Source organism: Fusobacterium ulcerans ATCC 49185 (assembly GCF_900683735.1).
Taxonomy (GTDB): domain Bacteria; phylum Fusobacteriota; class Fusobacteriia; order Fusobacteriales; family Fusobacteriaceae; genus Fusobacterium_A; species Fusobacterium_A ulcerans_A.
In genome coordinates, this window is sequence record NZ_LR215979.1 from 174268 (window position 1) to 195214 (window position 20947).

The window sequence follows — 20947 nt, forward strand, 5'->3', positions numbered from 1 at the left end:
AGGAGGTCTATATGGCAGGATATGTAGTAGTTGGTACCCAATGGGGAGATGAAGGAAAAGGAAAAATAATAGACGTTTTGGCAAACAAAGCTGATTATGTAGTTAGATTTCAAGGTGGAAATAATGCAGGACATACAGTAGTAGTAAATGGAGAAAAATTTGTATTACATTTATTACCATCTGGAATGCTTCATGGAAATGGAAAATGTATAATAGGACCAGGAGTTGTTATTGACCCTAAAGTTTTATTACAAGAATTGGATACACTTGAAGCTAAAGGAGCAAAGGTAGATCACCTATTTATTAGTGACAGAGCTCATATAATAATGCCTTATCATGTAAGAATGGATGAACTGTGTGAAGAAAACAGTGGAGAGCATAAAATAGGAACTACTAAAAGAGGGATTGGACCTTGCTATGCTGATAAAATCAACAGAGTAGGAATAAGAGCAGTAGATCTTTTAGATATGAATATTTTTGCAGATAAATTAAAAAGAGGTCTTGAAGCTAAAAATTTAGTATTTACTAAAATATATGGAGCAGAGCCTTTGTCATTTGATGCTATTCTTGAAGAATATAGAGGGTATGCGGATAGACTTAAACATAGAATAATAGATTCTATTCCTGAAATAAATAAAGCTTTAGATGATGATAAATTAGTTCTTTTTGAAGGAGCACAAGCTATGATGCTTGATATTAACTATGGAACATACCCATATGTTACATCATCTTCACCTACTACTGGAGGAGTAACTACAGGAGCAGGAGTATCTCCTAGAAAAATAACTAAAGGTATAGGGGTAATGAAAGCATATACAACAAGAGTTGGAGAAGGACCATTTGTAACTGAGCTTACAGATGAACTTGGAGAACAGTTAAGAAAGACTGGATTTGAATATGGAGCAACTACTGGAAGACCTAGAAGATGTGGATGGTTAGACCTTGTAGTAGGAAAATATGCTGTAGATATCAATGGACTTACAGATATAGTTATTACTAAGATAGATGTTCTTAGCGGACTTGATACTGTAAAAATATGTGTAGCATATGATATAGATGGTAAAAGATATACATCTGTTCCAGCATCTACAGAAATATTGAGCAGAGCAATTCCTGTATATGAAGAATTACCAGGATGGAAAGAAGATATTACTCAAATGAAAAATTATGATGAGCTTCCAGAAAATTGTAAGAAATATATTAAGAGAATGGAAGAGTTCTTGGGATGTCCTGTAAGTGTTGTATCAGTAGGACCAGACAGAACACAAAATATTCATATAAGAGAAATTTAATATTATATCTATAGAAGAGGTTGATTCAGAAGAGAATTTTAGAACTTTAATCAACCTCTTTTCTATAACTTACAAAAAATAATAATGTAAAGAAAAAACACTTGACATAAATTATAAAATTTTATATAATACATTGGTGATATGATGGAGTTAGATGAGTTTTTAGAAGTTTCAACTCTTTTAGATTATTATAAAAATCTTCTTAGTGACAAACAGAGAGAATATCTTATAAATCATTTTGAAGATGATCTTTCGCTGTCTGAGATTGCTAAAAATAATGATGTGAGCAGACAGGCTGTTTATGATAATATCAAAAGAGGGATCAAATTATTGAAAGATTATGAAGAAAAACTAGGTTTTCATGAAAGAGAAAAACAGGTTTATCAAGAACTTTTGGAACTAAAAAAAGATTTCAAAAAAGAAAAATTGAACGATATAATTGAAAAGCTATTTTAGGTAGAGGTGGATATGTTAGATAATTTAGGTTCTAGATTTCAGGAAATTTTTAAAAAAGTAAGAGGTCATGGAAAACTAAGTGAAAGTAATATAAAAGAAGCTTTGAAAGAAGTAAGAATGTCATTACTGGAAGCTGACGTCAATTACAAAGTTGTAAAGGATTTTACAAATAAGATACTTGAAAAATCTGTGGGAACAGATGTATTGAAAGGTATAAATCCAGGTCAGCAGTTTATCAAAGTTGTTAATGATGAGCTTGTTGAACTTCTTGGAGGAACAAATTCAAGACTTACTAAGGGAGTAAGAAATCCCACTGTATTGATGCTTTCTGGATTACAAGGGGCAGGAAAAACTACTTTTGCAGCAAAATTAGCTAACTATTTGAAGAAACAGGGTGAATCTGTTTTGATGGTAGGGGCTGATGTATACAGACCAGCAGCTATAAAACAGCTTCAGGTATTAGGAGAACAGATAGATGTTCCTGTATATGCAGAAGAGGACAATAAAGATGCAGTAGCTATCTGTGAACATGGACTGGCTAGGGCAAAAGAATTGAACTCAACATACATGATAATAGATACAGCTGGAAGACTTCATATAGATGAAAAACTTATGGATGAACTTAGAAATATAAAGAAAGCTGTAAGACCTCAGGAAATATTATTGGTAGTAGATGCTATGATAGGACAGGATGCTGTTAATCTGGCAGAATCTTTCAACAATGTACTTAGTATAGATGGAATAGTACTTACAAAACTAGATGGAGATACAAGAGGAGGAGCAGCCCTTTCTATAAAATCTGTTGTAGGTAAGCCTATTAAATTTGTAGGAGTTGGAGAAAGAATAGACGATATAGAACTTTTCCATCCAGAAAGACTTGTATCAAGAATCTTAGGAATGGGAGATGTAGTATCATTAGTTGAAAAGGCACAAAGTGCTATAGATGAAGAAGATGCAAAGTCGCTGGAAGAGAAGATAAGAACACAGAAGTTTGACTTAAATGACTTCTTGAAACAGCTTCAAAATATAAAAAAATTAGGTTCTCTTGGAAGTATCTTGAAAATGATACCAGGAATGGGACAGATTGGAGATTTAGCTCCTGCTGAAAAAGAAATGAAAAAAGTAGAAGCGATAATTCAATCAATGACTAAAGAGGAAAGAAAGAAACCTGATATACTTAAAGCAAACAGAAAGAAAAGAATAGCTTTAGGAAGTGGTACAGAAGTTGCTGATATCAACAGACTCTTAAAACAGTTTGAGCAGATGAAAGGCATGATGAAGATGTTTAGTGGTGGAAAAATGCCACAGTTCCCTGGAATGAAAGGTGGAAAGGGAGGAAAATTCCCTTTTTAAAAAATAAATAAAATTCAAAGAAATAAAAGGAGATGTGAAACAATGTTAAAATTAAGACTTACAAGATTAGGAGACAAAAAAAGACCTTCTTATAGAATCGTAGCTATGGAAGCTTTATCAAAAAGAGATGGGCAGGCTATCGCTTACTTAGGAAACTATTTCCCATTAGAAGATTCTAGAGTAGTATTAAAAGAAGAGGAAATCATTAAATTCCTAAGCAATGGAGCACAACCTACTAGAACTGTAAAATCAATTTTAGTTAAGGCTGGAGTATGGACAAAATTCGAAGAAACTAAAAGAAAATAGTCTAAAAATATTATAAAGGGAGGCTTTATACCAAGGTGTAGAGCCTCTTTTTCTAATCTTTAGTTAGACAATAATTAAAAGATTTGGTATAATATAGAGAAATTCGTGTGAAAATTTATAATAATTTTAAGAAGGGGAAATATGGAAAAAATATATAATGTAGTAGCCAAAAACTTAGGTCTAAAAATATCTCAAGTTACTAATACAATGCAGCTTTTAGATGAAGGAGCAACAGTACCCTTCATTTCAAGATATAGAAAAGAAGTGACTGAAAATTTAGATGAGATAGAAATAGGAAAAATACTTGAAACTGTAACTTATCTTAGAAATCTAGAAAAAAGAAAAGAAGAGGTAATCAGATTAATTGAAGAGCAGGGAAAACTTACTGAAGAGATACAAAAAAGTATTGAAGCTGCTGAAAAACTTCAAGAAGTAGAAGATATATACTTCCCTTATAGAAAGAAAAGAAAAACTAAAGCAGATATAGCTAAAGAAAGAGGATTAGAACCTCTTGCTGATGAAATGATGAAGCTTCCATCTATGGAAAAAGTAATGGAAAAAGCTCATGAATTTATAACAGAAGAAGTTCCAGCAGCAGAGGATGCTGTAGAAGGGGCTATGCTTATAATTGCTCAAAATATATCTGAAACTCCAGTATATAGAGAGCAGATCAGAGAGATAATGCTTAAATCTGGAATTTTAGTTACAAAAGAAACAAAAAAAGCTAAAGAGCTAGATGTAAAAAAAGTATATGGAGATTATTATGAATACAGAGAACCTGTATCAAAAATGCCTCCACATAGAATCCTTGCTGTAAATAGAGGAGAAAAGGAAGATATTCTTTCAGTTTCTGTAACTCTTGATGAAATGAGCAGAAGCAGAGTAGAAACTCTTATTCTTAGAGATTTTCTTAATAAGAATCTAAAGGAAACTTATCTTAAAATAATAGGAGATTCTTTAGACAGACTTATTCTTCCATCAATAGAAAGAGAAGTAAGAAATATACTTACTGACAAAGCTGAACTTGAAGCAATAGCTGTATTTAAAGAAAATCTTAAAAATCTTTTAATGCAGGCACCTCTGAAAGAGAAAAGCGTACTGGCTCTTGATCCAGGATATAGAACAGGGTGTAAAGTGGCAGTAATAGATAAAAATGGTTTTTACAGAGAAAAAGATGTTTTCTTCCTTGTTGAAGAAATGCACTCTCCAAAACAGTTAGCTGATGCTGAAAAAAGAATAGTAGATTATGTAAAAAAATATGAAATAGATATAATTGTTATAGGAAATGGAACTGCTTCAAGAGAAACAGAAAGTTTTGTTGCTGATGTAATAAAGAAAAACCATCTTTCTGCAAAGTACCTTATAGCAAATGAAGCAGGAGCCTCAATATATTCTGCATCTAAAATAGCAGCAGAAGAATTTCCTGATTTAGATGTTACAGTAAGAGGGGCTATTTCAATTGGTAGAAGAGTACAGGATCCACTTGCTGAACTTGTAAAAATAGATCCTAAATCAATAGGTGTAGGAATGTATCAGCATGATGTTAATCAAGGACGTCTTGATGAATCACTTGATTCTGTAATAACTTATGTGGTAAATAATGTAGGAGCTAATCTTAATACTGCTTCTTGGGCGTTGTTATCTCATATATCAGGAATAAAAAAGAATATAGCAAAAAATATTGTTGATTACAGAAAAGAGAATGGAAACTTTGGAAATAGAAAACAACTTCTAAAGGTAAAGGGAGTAGGAGCAAAAGCTTATGAGCAAATGGCTGGATTCCTTGTTATACCTGATGGGGAAAATGTCCTTGATAATACAATAATTCACCCAGAATCATATCATATAGCAAAAGAAATATTGGAAAAAGTAGGATTTACATTGGAAAACTATAGAGAAGATTTAAATGGTGCAAGAGAAAAGCTTAAATCTTTTGACTATACTTCATTTGCAAAAGAAAAAGAATATGGAGTAGAAACTGTAAAGGATATATACCAATCTCTTATTAGAGATAGGAGAGATCCTAGAGATAGTTTTGAAAAACCTTTATTAAAATCAGATATACTTAAAATAGAAAATTTACAAGTAGGAATGGAAATAGAAGGAACAGTAAGAAACGTTGTTAAATTCGGGGCTTTTGTGGATATTGGGCTAAAGAATGATGCACTGCTTCATATTTCTGAAATATCTAATAAATTCATAGATGATCCAAGCAAAGTTCTTTCAGTGGGACAAATTATAAAAGTAAGGATTAAAGATATAGATAAAGAAAGGGAAAGAGTTGCATTAACTAAAAAGGAGATTTAATTGATGAGAATAAAAAAGAATTCTCTTCTTATTAAAATAATATTTTATAATGATATAGCAATAATGATAACTTCTGTTACTATTGCTCTTTTTCTGATTTTCATTTCTTTTGAAAGTCTTGAAAAAAAAATAGTGGATTCAGGAAGAGATAAAATAATTCTTTTGAGTAGAGGGTATAATGCTGCTATTATAAATGCAAAAGATGATCTTTTTCAAGTATCCAGAAATATAAATGTACTTGCAGGAAAAAATCTGAATAACACACTTACATATAATACAGTAGCTAAACTCATAAGAAATCAGCTTACAAAGAAAAATCTCAAGATGTATTCTGAAAGTTTAATTACAATAGTTTCTGCTGATGGAACTACATTGGGAGAATCAGGAAATGGAAAAGATTACTTCAGAATAGATGAAAGAAGCAGACATATACTTGAAAGGAATCTTTCAAGAAGTGAAAGCGAAATGAGTAATTATTATTTTTCAAAAGTTGGGAAGGATATATATGCAAGAATACTTTTACCTTTTTCTTCTGAAAGAAATAATAATGATAAGAAAAAGTTTATAGTAATGACTATGCCTATAAATGATAATGTTTTAAATGAACTTAGAAATTTTGTAGGTTTGACTGATGAAGATAAAATATTTCTTGTAGTTGATAATACATATCAATTAGGGGATATGGATCTGAAAAAAGGTGAAAGATTTTTTAAGAAAAAGCTAAATTTAGAGTATGACTATTTTTATGGAAGAAAAACTATAAATAATAATTCATATTATCTATCAATGTATAATATCCATAATTATAATAAACAATATATAGGAAATATAGGAATAGCTCTCTCAGGAGAAAGTATACTTAAAACAAAAGTTAAAGTTTCTTTTTCAATATTACTGATAGTAGTAGGACTTATAGTTACAAGTACAACTATTTGTGCACGTATATTCTATGAACTTTTGTCTCCTCTTAATGAAATTATAGATGCTGCTGAAGGGATAAGCAAAGGAAATTATGATTTTACATTGAAAAATGAAGATGTTGAAGAAATAAGAACACTTTCTAAATCTTTTGAACAGATGGCTGAAAGCATTAGAAATAATGAAAAAATGATGAAGGAAAAAAATATAAAACTGCAGGAAAATCTTAATAGAATTGATGCTATTGAAAAAATACTTATGGGATTGCAGATAGAAGATGACATAACTCTAACTGTACGAAGTCTGCAGGCAGCATTTACTTCTGAAATGGGACTAGGTTACAGCAGAGCTATGTATTTCAGATATAGCAGAGAGATAGATACTCTTGTGGGAGAATGTTCTCATGTAAATAATGTAGTAAAAACTAATATGATGAAAACTGAAAAAGAGGAAAGTGATGGATTTGAATTCCAAATAAGCACTTTAACTAAATTAGTTGCTCTTATTAAGATTCCATTTAAAGATGACAATCTTTTAGGAAAAGCTTTGAAAGAGAAAAGAATTATTTATCATAATGATAAAGGATATAAATATAATCTTGGAAATGACTTGTTTAAAAGTTTGGGAATTAATAATTTCCTGATATTTCCTATATACAGTGAATCTAGAAATTATGGATGTATTCTTGTAGATTATTTTGGAAAAGATAATGTAATTTCTCAGGAAGAAGCAGAACTTATGACATTGTTATGTATAAATACTTCTATTAGAATTGGAAATAAAATGCTGGAAGAAGAAAAAATAGACTATGAAAGAACTGCTACTATTGGAAAACTTGCAGATAGATTTTTTGGCAGAAGAGAAGATTCTTTGAAAAAAGTAATTTCTATTGTTGAAAGAATGGCAGAATGCGACTATAATAATAGTTGTCTTAGAAATGGAATAAATTCTATTAGAGAAGAAGTGATTAAAATAAAACATGAAAATGCTATATTGAAAGAATATTCTAAGAGTTATGAAAATAATATGGAAGTAATAGAATTTGAGAAATTTTTATATGATGTTACAGAAAAAATGCAGCCTGATTTAGAGGCAAATAATATAACTCTTTCTATGTTTATTAACTATAATGGAAAGATAATGGGAGATAAAAAGCAGCTTGAAAAGGTTTTCCATGAGTTAATAAAAAATGCTAAGCAAGCTGTTATAAATAAAAATACAAGTAGTAAAAAAATTAATTTAATTGTAACAAAAGATAAAAATATAGATAAAATAAGGATAAATATAATAGATAATGGAATAGGTATGACTGAAGAACAGCTTTCTAATGTATTTGATCCATTTATAAGTTTTAATGAAAATACTCCAGGATTAGGGCTTGCAATAGTACAGAGAATTATAAAAGATCATCATGGAGTAATCAAATTCTCATCTAAGATAGATGAGGGAACAGATGTAAAAATAACTTTAAATGTATATAAGGAGGAGATTTAACAATGAGCGAAAAAGATTATGGTGCTACATTGAACCTTCCGAAGACGAGCTTTCAAATGAAAGCTAATCTTCCGAACAAGGAACCAAAATTTATAAAAATGTGGCAGGAAAAGGATATTTATTCAAAAGGCTTGAAGAAAGGCACTCAAACTTTCATTCTGCATGATGGACCGCCATATGCAAATGGTGAAATTCACATAGGGCATGCTTTGAATAAAATTCTTAAAGATATAATCTTGAAATATAAAAGATTGAGAGGGTACAAAGTACCATATGTACCTGGATGGGATACACATGGACTTCCTATTGAATTAAAAGTTACAGAGAAATTGGGTTCAAAAGCAAAAGAGATGTCAGCAGTAGAAATCAGAGAATTATGTGCTGAATATGCTAAAAAATGGGTTGGAATCCAAAAAGAAGGATTTGTTAGATTAGGAATATTAGGAGATTGGGAAAATCCATATCTTACATTAAATCCTGAATATGAAGCAAAACAATTAGAAGTATTTGGAGAGCTTTATGAAAATGGATATATATTCAAAGGGTTGAAACCTATATACTGGTCACCAGTAACAGAAACAGCTCTTGCAGAAGCAGAGATAGAATATAAAAATGTATCATCACCTTCAATATATGTAAGAATGAAGGCTAACGCTGATCTTTTAGAAAGATTAGGACTTACTGAAGAAGCATGGGTAGTAATATGGACAACTACTCCTTGGACTTTGCCTGCAAATGTTGCTATAAGTTTAAATCCAGATTTTGAGTATGGTGTATATAAAACTGAAAAAGGAAATCTGATATTAGGAAAAGATCTTGCAGAAAAAGCATTTACTGAAATGGATCTTGAGCAGTTTGAATTAATAAAAGAATTCCAAGGAAAAGATTTAGAAAGAACTACATATCAGCATCCATTCCTTGATAGAACAGGAATGATTATACTTGGTACTCATGTAACTGCTGATGCAGGAACAGGTTGTGTTCATACAGCCCCTGGGCATGGACAAGATGACTATGTAGTAGGAACTAGATATGGACTTCCAGTTATTTCTCCAATCAATAATAAAGGAGTACTAACAGAGGAAGCAGGAGAGTTTGCTGGATTATTCTATGCACAAGCTAATAAAGCAATTTGTGCTCACTTAGAAAAATCAGGGCATTTAATGAAATTAAAAATGATAGAACACTCTTATCCACATGACTGGAGATCAAAAACTCCTGTTATATTCAGAGCTACTGAGCAATGGTTCGTAAATGTAGAAGGATCAGATATAAGAGAGAGAGCTTTAAAAGCCTTAGATGATGTAGAATTCATACCAGCATGGGGAAGAAACAGAATTGGTTCTATGCTTGAAACAAGACCTGACTGGTGTATCTCAAGACAAAGAGTATGGGGAGTGCCAATTCCAGTATTCTTTAATGAAGCAAATGGAAAAGAGATATTCAATAAAGAAATACTTGCAAGAGTAGTTGAAATAGTTAAAAAAGAGGGAACAGCAGCTTGGCTTAAATATACAGCTGAAGAACTTATTGGTGAAGAACTGATGGAAAAATATGAACTTAAAGGTTTAGAACTTAGAAAAGAAACAAATATTATGGACGTTTGGTTTGACTCAGGAGTATCTCATAGAGCAGTGCTTGAAACAAGAGGAGATCTTTTACATAGACCAGCAGATATGTATTTAGAAGGATCAGACCAGCACAGAGGATGGTTCCAGACATCACTTCTGACTTCTATAGGTTCTACACATGATGCTCCATTCAAAAAGATACTGACTCACGGATTTGTAAATGATGGAGAAGGTAAGAAAATGTCTAAATCAGTTGGAAATACAGTAGTTCCATCTGATGTAATAAAACTATATGGAGCAGATATACTTAGATTATGGTGTGCTTCAGTAGATTACAGAGAAGATGTAAAAATATCTGACAATATCTTAAAACAAATGGCTGAAGCTTACAGAAGAGTAAGAAATACAGCAAGATATATATTAGGAAACAGCAATGACTTTGATCCTAATACAGATAAAGTTCCATATGAGCAACTAATGGAAATAGACAAATGGGCATTAAATAAGTTAGAGATATTAAAAAGAAAAGTTACTGAAAATTATGATAGATATGAATTTTACAATCTTTTTCAAGAGATTCATTATTTTGCTGGAATAGATATGTCTGCATTTTATCTTGACATAATAAAAGATAGATTATACACTGAAGGAACTAATTCAATAGAGAGAAGAGCAGCTCAAACTGTTATGACAGAAATTTTAGTTACTCTTACTAAGATGATAACTCCTATACTTTCATTCACTTCAGAAGAAATATGGGAAACTTTACCAGAAGTATTGAAAGACAGTGAATCAGTTTTATTGACAGACTGGTATGAAGAAAATGATCAATATCTAAATCCAGAGATAGAAAATAAATGGGTAGAGATAATTAAAGTAAGAAAAGAAGCTAATAAAATACTTGAAAAAGCAAGACAAGGAGAAAATAGAATAATTGGAAATTCACTGGATGCTAAAGTGATACTTCATTCAACAGATGCAGAAGTACAAAAGTTCTTAGTTGAAAATAGAGAGAAACTTGAACTTGCTCTTATCGTTTCAGAAGTAGAAATTGCAGAAAATGTAGATGATACTTTTGTAAGAGGAGAAGAGGCTCAAGATCTTTACATCAAAGTACTTCATGCTGATGGAGAAAAGTGTGAAAGATGCTGGAAATATTCTACTGAACTTGGAAAAGACCCTGAACATCCAACTCTTTGTCCAAGATGTGCAAGCGTACTAAAGAATAGCTAGGAGAAAATATGATCTATATAATTTTAGTCTTTATACTGGTTCTATTAGACCAAATATCTAAATACATTGTGGATAAGAACTTTTTTGAGGGAGATACTATTGGTGTACTGACTGATTTTTTCCACTTTACATATGTGAAAAATAGAGGGATAGCCTTTGGAATGTTTCAAGGGAAGCTTGATATAATAAGCATAGCTACAGTTATAGCAATTGTAGCTATTGCATATTATTTGTATAAGGGCAGAAATAAAATGTCTTTATTAGAAAAATTAGGATTTACTTTTGTTTTGGCTGGAGCAATAGGAAATATGATAGATAGAATATGGAGAGGATTTGTCATTGATATGATAGACTTTAGAGGTATTTGGTCTTTTGTTTTCAATCTAGCTGATGTATGGATAAATATAGGAGTTGTATTGATACTTCTAGATTACTTTTTTGCAGAAAAAAAGAAGAAAAAATAGAGGAGGATTAAAAATGACATTTCAAGAGATAATTTTTGCTCTTCAAAAATACTGGAGTTCTAAAGGATGCGTATTAGGAAATCCTTATGACATCGAAAAAGGTGCAGGAACATTTAACCCTAACACATTCTTAATGTCTTTAGGACCTGAACCATGGAATGTTGCTTATGTAGAGCCATCAAGAAGACCAAAAGATGGAAGATATGGAGAAAACCCTAACAGAGTTTATCAACATCATCAATTTCAGGTTATAATGAAGCCATCTCCATTAAATATTCAGGAACTTTATCTTGAAAGTTTAAGAGTATTGGGAATTGACCCTGAAAAACATGATATTCGTTTTGTTGAAGATGACTGGGAATCACCAACTCTTGGAGCTTGGGGACTTGGTTGGGAAGTATGGCTTGATGGTATGGAAGTTACTCAGTTTACATATTTCCAACAAGTAGGAGGATTAGAATTAGATCCTATACCTGTAGAAATAACTTATGGATTAGAAAGACTTGCTCTTTATATCCAAAATAAAGAAAATGTATACGATCTTGAATGGGCACCTGGAGTAAAATATGGAGATATGAGATTCCAGTTTGAATATGAAAACTCAAAATATTCATTTGAATTAGCAGACTTAGAAAGTCATTTCAAATGGTTTGATGAATATGAAAAAGAAGCAGCTAAAATTTTAGATGCAGGATTGGTTCTGCCAGCTTATGATTATGTATTAAAATGCTCTCATACATTCAACGTTTTAGATTCAAGAGGAGCTATATCTACAACTGAGAGAATGGCTTACATCTTAAGAGTTAGAAACTTAGCAAGAAGATGTGCTGAGGTTTATGTACAAAATAGAAAGGATCTAGGTTACCCTCTTTTAAAAAAATAGTTGATTTTTGAGAAAATTATTTTATTAGAGTGGATTGAAATGGAAGAGGAGGAAGAACATTGAGATTACTATTTGAAATTGGAATGGAAGAACTGCCTGCAAGGTTTCTAAATCAGGCATTGAAAGATTTAAAAAATAATTTAGAAGCAAAACTTAAAGATGGAAGAATTAGCTTTAAAGATATAAAAACTTATGGAACTCCTAGAAGATTGGTTTTAGATGTTCACGAATTAGGGGAACAACAGGAAGATCTAAATATAGTTAATATGGGACCAGCTAAAAATGTAGCTTATGGAAGTAATGGAGAAATATCAAGAGCAGGGCTTGGATTTGCTAAATCACAAGGAATAGAAGCAGAAGATCTTGAAATAGTAAGCACTCCAAAAGGTGAATATATAGCTGCAAGAAAATTTATGAAAGGAAAAGAAACTAAAGAGCTTCTTCCTGAAATATTAAAAAGTCTTGTATTAGAATTAAACTTCCAAAAATCTATGACTTGGTCAGATAAAAAATTAAGATTTGCAAGACCTGTACAATGGTTCTTAGCACTTTGTGATAACGAAGTGGTAAAATTTGAAATTGAAGGAATGGAAAGTGGAAATAAATCTAGAGGACATAGATTCTTTGGGAAAGAGTTTGAAGTAAATACCATAGATGAATATTTTGAAAAAATAAGAGAAAATAATGTAATAATAGACATTGAAGAAAGAAAAGCTCTTATTAAAAAGCTTATCAATGAAAATTGCACAAACTCTGGAGAACAAGTACTTATAGAAGATGAGCTTTTAGATGAAGTAACTAATCTAATAGAATATCCATGTCCTATAGTTGGAAGCTTTAACTCAGATTTCTTGGAAGTACCACAGGAAGTACTTATAATATCAATGGAAGTACATCAAAGATATTTCCCTATACTTGATTCAAATGGAAAACTTCTGCCTAAATTTGTAGTTGTTAGAAATGGTGTAGAAACTTCTGAACAAGTAAGAAAAGGAAATGAAAAAGTATTATCTGCAAGACTTGCTGATGCTAGATTCTTCTATCAGGAAGATTTAAAATCACCTCTTGCTGACAATGTAGAAAAATTAAAAACAGTAGTATTCCAAAAAGATCTTGGAACTATCTATTCTAAAATAGAAAGAGCAACTGAAATAGCTAAATATTTAATAGATACTCTTGGATATAATGACAGAAAAGACAGTATTTTAAGAACTGTATTACTGGCTAAAGCTGACCTTGTTTCTAATATGATAGGAGAAAAGGAATTTACTAAACTTCAAGGATTTATGGGAGCAGACTATGCACTGAAATCTGGAGAGGGAGAAAAAGTTTCTCTTGGTATAAAAGAACACTATTACCCAAGATTTCAAGGAGATAATCTTCCTACAGAATTAGAAGGAATAGTAGCAGGAATATCTGACAGAATAGATACATTAGTGGGATGTTTTGGTGTAGGAGTTATACCAAGTGGATCTAAAGACCCATTTGCTCTGAGAAGAGCGGCTCTTGGAATAGTAAATGTAATACTTAATTCAGGATTGGATATTTCTTTAAAAGCTTTAACTGAAAAAACACTAGACGCTCTTCAAGGATGTGGAGTATTAAAAAGAGATAGAGAAACTGTACTTGCAGAAGTACTAGAATTCTTTAAACAAAGAGAAATGAATATATTTACTGAAATGAAATACAGTAAAGACATAGTTACAGCAGTTCTTAATACTGATAGTGATAATGCTGTAGAAGCTCTTGAAAAAATAAAAACTTTAGAGTCTTTTGTTAAAGAAGAAGTATTTAAAACACTTCTTCCAGTATTGAAAAGAGTTGGAAATATTTCTAAAGATCATGAAAAAGGTATTATAAATCAAGACTTGTTTAAAGAGCCAATAGAAACTGAACTATATAATTTCTCATTGGAATTAAATTCAAAAGTAATAGATGCTTTGAATAATAAAGACTATAATAGATATCTTCAAGCTATAGTTTCTGGAAAAGATATCATCAATAGATACTTTAATGAAGTAATGGTAATGGATAAAGATGAGGATGTTAAAAATAACAGACTTTCTCAACTTAAATTCCTAGCTGATCTGTTTATAAAAATGGCTGATCTTAATCAGATAGAAGAAAGATAATAAAATACTTGAAGAGCCTGAGAAATCAGGCTCTTCTCATAAAGAATATAAAGGGGAAGAAAGTGGAATCATTAAAAAATTTTTTTAAAAGGAAAAATATTGAGATAACAGTAAAAAGATACTGTATAGATGCTTTTAGCCACATGGCTTTGGGACTTTTTTCAACACTTCTAATAGGAACGATACTTAATACAATAGGTGGAAAATTGGGAATAACTTTTCTTACAGATGTTATCTGGAAAATAGCAAGAGATATGACAGGGCCAGCTATTGGAGTAGCAGTTGCCTATGGACTTCAAGCACCTCATCTTGTATTGTTTTCATCTACAATAACTGGAGCAGCAGGAGCTATTTATGGAGGACCAGTAGGAGCTTTCATAGGAGCAGTAGTTGGAGCAGAATTTGGAAAAATGGTATCTAAAGAAACAAAAATAGATATAATAGTGACTCCAGCAGTTACTATTCTTACAGGAGCATTAGTTGTATATTATGTAGGTCCTGGAGTAGCAAGATTTATGGAGGCATTTGGAGCTTTCATAATGTATGCAACAGAGCTTCAGCCATTCTATATGGGAATAATAGTATCAGTAGTAGTAGGGATAGCATTGACACTTCCTATTAGCAGTGCAGCACTATGTATGATGGTAGGGCTGAGTGGATTGGCAGCAGGAGCTTCCACAGTAGGTTGTTCAGCACAGATGGTAGGATTTGCAGTGATGAGTTTTAAGGAAAATGGATGGGGAGGTCTTGTAGCTCAAGGACTGGGAACATCTATGCTGCAAATAGGGAACATAGTTAAAAACTGGAAAATATGGATACCTCCTACATTGGCTTCAGCTATATTAGGACCAGTATCAACTGTAATATTGAAATATCAAAATATTCCAATAGCAGCAGGAATGGGAACAAGTGGGTTAGTAGGACAATTTGGTACTCTTTCTACTATGGAAGGGTTAGGAAGAGGAGGAGCATCTCTTTATATAGGGATCCTAATGCTTCATTTTATTCTTCCAGCTGTACTTACACTTCTCATAGCTAATTTTATGAGAAAGAAAAATTGGATAAAAGATGGAGATTTGAAATTGGATCTATAATTTCAAAGGAGAAAAATGAAAAAAATAGATATAGATAAGATAGAAAATGCTTTTAGAGATATACTAGATGCTTTAGGAGAAAATGCAAAAAGAGAAGGATTGGAAGATACACCAAAAAGAGTGGCACAAAGTTATGGAGAGCTTTTTTCTGGATTGCTTCAAAATCCTGAAGATGTGCTTAAAAGAACATTTGAAGTGGAAAAGAATGATCTCATAGTAGAAAAAAATATAGACTTCTATTCTATGTGTGAACATCATTTTCTACCTATATTTGGGAAAATAGATATTGCATATATTCCAAATGGAAAAATAGTTGGATTTGGTGATATAATAAAAGTAATAGATATACTTTCTAAAAGGCCTCAAATACAAGAAAGATTAGGAGCTCAAATAGCTGATGCAATATATGAGACTCTTAATTGTCAAGGGGTAATGATAGTCATAAAAGCTAAGCATATGTGTATGACTATGAGGGGAGAAAAGAGAGTAAACAGTGAGATAATAACCACTTCTTACAGAGGGGTATTTGAAGATGATGCTGTGAGAAGAATGGAAATTCTTTCACTGCTAAAATAAAATTTTATGGAGAATGTCATGGATAAAATATATATCAACAACCTTGAATTCATAGCATATCATGGAGTATTTCCAGAAGAAAAGAAACTGGGGCAGAAGTTTCTTGTTTCAGCAGAGATGACAACATCAACAAGAGAAGCTGGGAAGACTGGTAATTTGAAAAAGTCTACTCATTATGGACTTGTAGCTAATGATATAGGAGAAATATTTACTGGGAAAAGCATAGATTTAATTGAAACTTGTGCTGAAGATATAGCAGAGATGATATTAAGTAAATATCCTTTGATTTCTGAAGTAAAAGTAACAGTGAAGAAACCTTGGGCACCTTTGCAGATGCATTTTGAAAATGTAGCTGTAGAAATAACAAGAAAAAGACATACTGTATATCTTTCTATTGGCTCAAATATGGGAGATAAGAAACAAAATCTTCTTACTGCTGTAGAAAAGATAAAAGAACTTAAAAATACAAGTGTTACAAAAATAAGTACTATCATTGAAACAGAACCTTTTGGAGTAATGGAACAGGATGATTTTCTCAATGCCTGTCTTGAAGTAAAAACACTTCTATCCCCTCATGAGCTTTTAGAAAAACTTTTGGAAATAGAAGAAGAGATGGGAAGAAAGAGAATAAAAAAATGGGGACCTAGAATTATTGATATTGATATACTCCTTTTTGATAAAGAGATAATAGAAGATGATGATCTAGCCGTACCTCACCCATGGATGTGTGACAGAAGCTTTGTTCTTGATCCATTATGTGAAATAGCTCCAAATGTAGTTCATCCTTTAGAGAGAAAAAGCATTTTTAATCTGAAGAGAGCTTTAGATGAAGCCAAAGATGAGAAGGAAAATGAAATATTGAGTTAAAATAAAAAAGAGAGCTGTTCCAAGCTTAGAATAGTTCGATTATTATCATTAAAAAAGCTGACTTGAAGTTTTTCATGTCAGCTTTTTCTATTAAAGTAAAAGTTGGTAGAAATCTATAAAAGATTTCTATTTTTTATATTAAATAATACTTTTTATATTTAAATTTTCTAATTCTTTTGAAATTAATAATGAATGTTCTTTTAAAAGATTTTTTATTTTTAAAATATCTTCTTGATTAGCTCTAAAAATTGGCAGACTGACACCCATAGCAGCATTTATTTTATTATTTATCATTATAGGAACAGCTATGCAGCATGCATCAGAAGTAACCTCTCCAAATTCTTCAGCAAATTTATTAATTTTAGCTTTTTTTACAATTTCAAGCAGTTCTTCTATATCTGTGACAGTATTTTCTGTAAATTGATTCATTCCATTGGAATATAAATTTCTTATCTCATCTTCTGAATACTCACAAAGAAGTACTCTTCCAAGTCCTGTACAATATAAAGGAAGATTTCTTCCAATAGAGGACATTAATTTTATAGGAAGGGAACATTCAACTTTTGTTAAATAAAGAACTTCATTATTATGATTTATTCCTATTTGACAAGTTTCATTACATTGAGCAACTATTGATCTCATATGGGATTTTATAATTTCAAGACCATTTACATTTTCTAAATAAGCTTGTCCTATCTGAAAAGTAGCTAAACCAATAGAATAAGTTTGAGAAATAGGATCTAAAACTAGAAATTCAAGTTCAACTAAAGTTTTTAAAATTGGAGATAAGGTACTTTTAGGCATATTAGTTAATTTTGAAATGCTTGAAAAATTTAATTTGTCAGAATTTTTAGCTATAATTTTTAAAATATTAGTGACCCTCTCTGTAGGATTATGTAATAAAGTTTCCATCTTTTCCTTCTTTCTTAAAAATAATTCTATTTAATATCTTAACAAAAAAAATAAGAAAAAGCTATTAAAATTTAAAGTCTAAAAACTCATATAGAATTTTTGTGTTTTTATAGAACTTAAAATTCGTAATATGATGAAAAAAAATAAAAATAATACTTGACTTATTAAAAAACTTAATGTATATTTTATTTATACTTATTTACGAACTTGTTCGTAAATAAGAACAAAACTGAGAAATAAATTCAGAGGGGGCTCACAAATGAAAAAAATATTATTTGCAGGAAGTTTGCTGCTTATAGGGATGTTTATTGGATGTTCAAAGGAAAAAGAAACTGCAGCTGAAGAAAAAGTTAAAACTCAAGTTTTAAAAGTTGCTTTTAATCAATCAGAAAACCATCCTCAATATAAAGCATTAACAAAATTCAGCAATCAATTGGAAGAACAGACAAAAGGAGCTTATAAATTAGAAATATCTCCAAATGCTTTATTGGGAGATCAAAGAGCAACAGCTGAACTGGTGCAAAATGGAGTTATTCAAATGTCAGTAGTAGGGAATCCAGTTGTTGAAAGTTTTAATAAAGATTTTAGTGTTATAGGGCTGCCATATTTATATGATAATTTAGAGCATCAAAAAAAAGTTTTTTTATCAGATGTATTAGAACCATTATTTAAATCTGTTTCTTCAAGCGGATTTGAGGTAATAGGGGCATTTACAGCAGGAGCTAGATGTCTTTATACAGATAAACCAATGATGAAACCAGAAGATTTAAAAGGATATAAATTTAGAGTAATGCAGTCAGATACAATGAAGAAAATGATAGATTATATGGGAGGAATAGGAACTCCTATGGGACAGGGAGAAGTTTATACAGCAGTTCAGCAGGGAGTTATAGAAGGTGGAGAAAATAATGAAGTAACTTATGTAGATTTAAAACACTATGAAATAGCACCTTATTTTTCTTATACTAATCATTTGATGGTTCCAGATTTAATTATTATTAATGAAAAATTATATAATGGAATGTCTTCAGAAAATAGAAAAATATTTGATGATTTAATGAAACAAACTATTGAAAATGAATTTGAAGTATGGAATGAAAATGTAGAAGCAGCTAAAAAAATTGCAATAGAAAATGGAGCAAAATTTATTGAAGTAGATATTAAACCATTTCAAGAAAGGGTAAAACCTTTACAGGAAGAAGTGGCTAATTCTTCTGAACTGACTAAAGAGATATATGCTAAAGTAAGAGAATTAGCAAAATAATCTTATTTAAGTAAGGAGATAAAATGATGAAAAGAATAAAAAATGTTCTTGATAAGATTATAGAAATTTTTTGTATTGCGATAATGGGAATAATGACACTGTTGGTAACATGGCAGGTTATAACTAGATATGTTTTTAATAAACCCAGTGTTTTTACAGAACAGACATCTCAGTATCTATTTGTTTGGCTAGTAATGTATGGATCAGCTTACGTTTTTGGAAAAAGAGAGCATATGCAGATTTCTTTTATAAGAGATATGGCACCTGAAAATATAAAAAGAATAATTGATGTTATTCAAGAAATAATAATATCAATATTTGTTTTGGGAGTAATGATATATGGAGGTTATTTTTCTTCTTTGAAGCAAATGGCACAGGTAGATGCAGTATTGCAAATGCCAATAGGGATTATTTATTCTGCAATTCCAATTAGTGGAATCTTTATAGTCTTCTATGTAATATATAATATTAAGAAAATAATTTTTAATAAAGAGGAAGAATAAAAAAGGAGAAATTATGGATTTAGCTTTGCAAATAGGAGTATTTATATTTGTTTCACTAGTTATCTTTTTAGCAATAGGAGTTCCAATAAGTATAAGTATAGGACTTTCTTCAACAATAGCTATGCTGGTTATACTGCCATTTGATGGGGCAATGGTAACATCTGCTCAAAGAGTATTTATAGGAACTAATTCTTTTTCATTATTGGCAATTCCATTTTTTATTCTAGCTGGAAATATAATGAATACTGGTGGAATTGCAATAAGACTTATTAATTGTGCAAAACTTTTTGGAAGAAGATTCTATGGGCCGCTGGCCCAGGCTAATGTTGTTGCAAATATGCTTTTTGGGGCTATAAGTGGTTCAGGAGTAGCTGCAGCTGCAGCAGTAGGGGGAACAATTTCTCCAATAGAAGAAAAAGAAGGATATGATAAAAGATTTAGTTCAGCAGTAAATATATCTTCAGCTCCAACAGGAATGCTAATTCCTCCAAGCAATACATTGATTGTATATTCAACAGTAGCAGGGAGCGTTTCAATTTCAGCTCTATTTATAGCAGGGTATCTCCCTGGAATACTATGGGGATTGGGAGTAATGGCAGTTGCTGGAATTATGGCTAAAAAGTTAAAATATAAATCAGAAGGAAATATAAATGTAAAACAAGTAGTAAAAACAATATTAGATGCTGTTCCAAGCTTATTATTAATAATAATTGTAATAGGTGGGATTTTAAAAGGGGTTTTTACAGCAACAGAAGGTTCAGCAATAGCTGTTGTATATTCATTGATTCTTTCTTTGATATATAGAGAAATGAAACTTAGTGATTTGCCTAAAATATTTTTAAGTTCTGCTCAAATGACAGCAATAGTAATATTTATGATAGGAGTATCATCTATAATGTCATGGGTAATGGCTTTTGCAAATATCCCTCAAAAGATAGCTGAACTGCTTTTAGGGGTAACTGACAGCAAAGTAATAATATTAATAATTATGAATATAATACTTCTGGTAATAGGAACATTTATGGATCCTACACCTGCAGTTTTAATATTTACTCCAATATTTTTACCAATAGTAGAAAAATTTGGAATGACACCTGTTCATTTTGGAATAATGTTGGTATTTAATCTATGTATAGGAACAATAACACCACCAGTTGGACCAATTTTATTTACAGGATGCAAGGTAGGGCGAGTTAGTATTGAAGAGGTATTTAAATGGCTGCTGCCATTTTATACAGTAACAATCCTTATATTATTTTTGGTAACTTTTATACCAGGATTTTCATTGGTATTACCACAAATGTTTGGATTAATAAAATAAT

General features: G+C 31.0%; 17 protein-coding genes. 16 read left to right on the forward strand and 1 reads right to left on the reverse strand.

Annotation, left to right across the window (positions count from 1 at the left end; genetic code table 11):
- Positions 1-11 precede the first annotated feature (11 nt).
- From E0E45_RS00825 to folK, 13 genes are all read left to right on the forward strand, one after another.
- A complete protein-coding gene (locus tag E0E45_RS00825) occupies positions 12-1292 on the forward strand; it encodes an adenylosuccinate synthase (protein ID WP_130889393.1) in 1281 nt (426 codons plus the stop codon).
- A 144-nt stretch (positions 1293-1436) separates the two neighbouring features.
- Positions 1437-1748, forward strand: a complete 312-nt coding sequence (gene ylxM, locus E0E45_RS00830; RefSeq protein WP_172604126.1) for a YlxM family DNA-binding protein — start codon at positions 1437-1439, stop codon at positions 1746-1748.
- Between the two features lie 12 nt (positions 1749-1760).
- Positions 1761-3101, forward strand: a complete 1341-nt coding sequence (ffh, locus tag E0E45_RS00835; RefSeq protein WP_130889395.1) for a signal recognition particle protein — start codon at positions 1761-1763, stop codon at positions 3099-3101.
- A 42-nt stretch (positions 3102-3143) separates the two neighbouring features.
- Entirely contained in the window at positions 3144-3407 is a 264-nt protein-coding gene (gene rpsP / locus E0E45_RS00840; protein ID WP_130889396.1) for a 30S ribosomal protein S16, read from the forward strand.
- 141 nt (positions 3408-3548) lie between these two features.
- A complete protein-coding gene (locus E0E45_RS00845; RefSeq protein WP_130889397.1) occupies positions 3549-5714 on the forward strand; it encodes a Tex family protein in 2166 nt (721 codons plus the stop codon).
- Positions 5715-5717: 3 nt separating this feature from the next.
- Complete coding sequence (locus E0E45_RS00850; protein WP_130889398.1) at positions 5718-8126, forward strand: sensor histidine kinase; 2409 nt, start codon at positions 5718-5720, stop codon at positions 8124-8126.
- A 2-nt stretch (positions 8127-8128) separates the two neighbouring features.
- Positions 8129-10930, forward strand: a complete 2802-nt coding sequence (gene ileS, locus E0E45_RS00855; protein ID WP_130889399.1) for an isoleucine--tRNA ligase — start codon at positions 8129-8131, stop codon at positions 10928-10930.
- Positions 10931-10938: 8 nt separating this feature from the next.
- Positions 10939-11394 carry a signal peptidase II gene (lspA, locus tag E0E45_RS00860; protein ID WP_130889400.1) on the forward strand — a complete coding sequence of 152 codons (456 nt, stop codon included), beginning with the start codon at positions 10939-10941 and terminating at the stop codon, positions 11392-11394.
- A 13-nt stretch (positions 11395-11407) separates the two neighbouring features.
- Positions 11408-12277 carry a glycine--tRNA ligase subunit alpha gene (glyQ, locus tag E0E45_RS00865; protein ID WP_130889401.1) on the forward strand — a complete coding sequence of 290 codons (870 nt, stop codon included), beginning with the start codon at positions 11408-11410 and terminating at the stop codon, positions 12275-12277.
- Positions 12278-12336: 59 nt separating this feature from the next.
- A complete protein-coding gene (gene glyS / locus E0E45_RS00870; protein WP_130889402.1) occupies positions 12337-14409 on the forward strand; it encodes a glycine--tRNA ligase subunit beta in 2073 nt (690 codons plus the stop codon).
- 62 nt (positions 14410-14471) lie between these two features.
- Positions 14472-15503, forward strand: coding sequence for a PTS transporter subunit IIC (locus tag E0E45_RS00875; RefSeq protein ID WP_130889403.1), 1032 nt, complete (start codon positions 14472-14474; stop codon positions 15501-15503).
- Between the two features lie 24 nt (positions 15504-15527).
- Complete coding sequence (gene folE / locus E0E45_RS00880) at positions 15528-16079, forward strand: GTP cyclohydrolase I FolE (RefSeq protein ID WP_172604214.1); 552 nt, start codon at positions 15528-15530, stop codon at positions 16077-16079.
- An 18-nt stretch (positions 16080-16097) separates the two neighbouring features.
- Positions 16098-16946: a 2-amino-4-hydroxy-6-hydroxymethyldihydropteridine diphosphokinase gene (gene folK, locus E0E45_RS00885; protein WP_130889405.1), complete on the forward strand. Its 849-nt coding sequence runs from the start codon at positions 16098-16100 to the stop codon at positions 16944-16946.
- A 138-nt stretch (positions 16947-17084) separates the two neighbouring features.
- On the opposite strand, the gene E0E45_RS00890 is transcribed toward folK, so the two are convergent.
- On the reverse strand, positions 17085-17858 hold the full coding sequence (locus tag E0E45_RS00890; protein WP_130889406.1) for an IclR family transcriptional regulator: 774 nt from the start codon (positions 17856-17858) through the stop codon (positions 17085-17087).
- Positions 17859-18117: 259 nt separating this feature from the next.
- Between E0E45_RS00890 and E0E45_RS00895 the strand changes: the two genes are divergently transcribed.
- From E0E45_RS00895 to E0E45_RS00905, 3 genes are read left to right on the forward strand one after another with little or no spacing between them, the layout of a single operon-like run.
- Entirely contained in the window at positions 18118-19122 is a 1005-nt protein-coding gene (locus E0E45_RS00895; RefSeq protein ID WP_130889407.1) for a TRAP transporter substrate-binding protein, read from the forward strand.
- Between the two features lie 26 nt (positions 19123-19148).
- On the forward strand, positions 19149-19625 hold the full coding sequence (locus E0E45_RS00900; protein WP_130889408.1) for a TRAP transporter small permease: 477 nt from the start codon (positions 19149-19151) through the stop codon (positions 19623-19625).
- Between the two features lie 13 nt (positions 19626-19638).
- Positions 19639-20946, forward strand: a complete 1308-nt coding sequence (locus E0E45_RS00905; protein WP_130889409.1) for a TRAP transporter large permease — start codon at positions 19639-19641, stop codon at positions 20944-20946.
- Position 20947: the final 1 nt, after the last annotated feature.

Coding starts and splice junctions, on each gene's coding strand:
- rpsP (WP_130889396.1), top strand. CDS start 3,144: ATGTTAAAATTAAGACTTACAAGATTAGGAGACAAAAAAAGACCTTCT.
- E0E45_RS00825 (WP_130889393.1), top strand. CDS start 12: ATGGCAGGATATGTAGTAGTTGGTACCCAATGGGGAGATGAAGGAAAA.
- lspA (WP_130889400.1), top strand. CDS start 10,939: ATGATCTATATAATTTTAGTCTTTATACTGGTTCTATTAGACCAAATA.
- ylxM (WP_172604126.1), top strand. CDS start 1,437: ATGGAGTTAGATGAGTTTTTAGAAGTTTCAACTCTTTTAGATTATTAT.
- ffh (WP_130889395.1), top strand. CDS start 1,761: ATGTTAGATAATTTAGGTTCTAGATTTCAGGAAATTTTTAAAAAAGTA.
- E0E45_RS00845 (WP_130889397.1), top strand. CDS start 3,549: ATGGAAAAAATATATAATGTAGTAGCCAAAAACTTAGGTCTAAAAATA.
- E0E45_RS00900 (WP_130889408.1), top strand. CDS start 19,149: ATGAAAAGAATAAAAAATGTTCTTGATAAGATTATAGAAATTTTTTGT.
- E0E45_RS00905 (WP_130889409.1), top strand. CDS start 19,639: ATGGATTTAGCTTTGCAAATAGGAGTATTTATATTTGTTTCACTAGTT.
- E0E45_RS00890 (WP_130889406.1), bottom strand. CDS start 17,858: ATGGAAACTTTATTACATAATCCTACAGAGAGGGTCACTAATATTTTA.
- E0E45_RS00850 (WP_130889398.1), top strand. CDS start 5,718: ATGAGAATAAAAAAGAATTCTCTTCTTATTAAAATAATATTTTATAAT.
- E0E45_RS00895 (WP_130889407.1), top strand. CDS start 18,118: ATGAAAAAAATATTATTTGCAGGAAGTTTGCTGCTTATAGGGATGTTT.
- ileS (WP_130889399.1), top strand. CDS start 8,129: ATGAGCGAAAAAGATTATGGTGCTACATTGAACCTTCCGAAGACGAGC.
- glyQ (WP_130889401.1), top strand. CDS start 11,408: ATGACATTTCAAGAGATAATTTTTGCTCTTCAAAAATACTGGAGTTCT.
- folK (WP_130889405.1), top strand. CDS start 16,098: ATGGATAAAATATATATCAACAACCTTGAATTCATAGCATATCATGGA.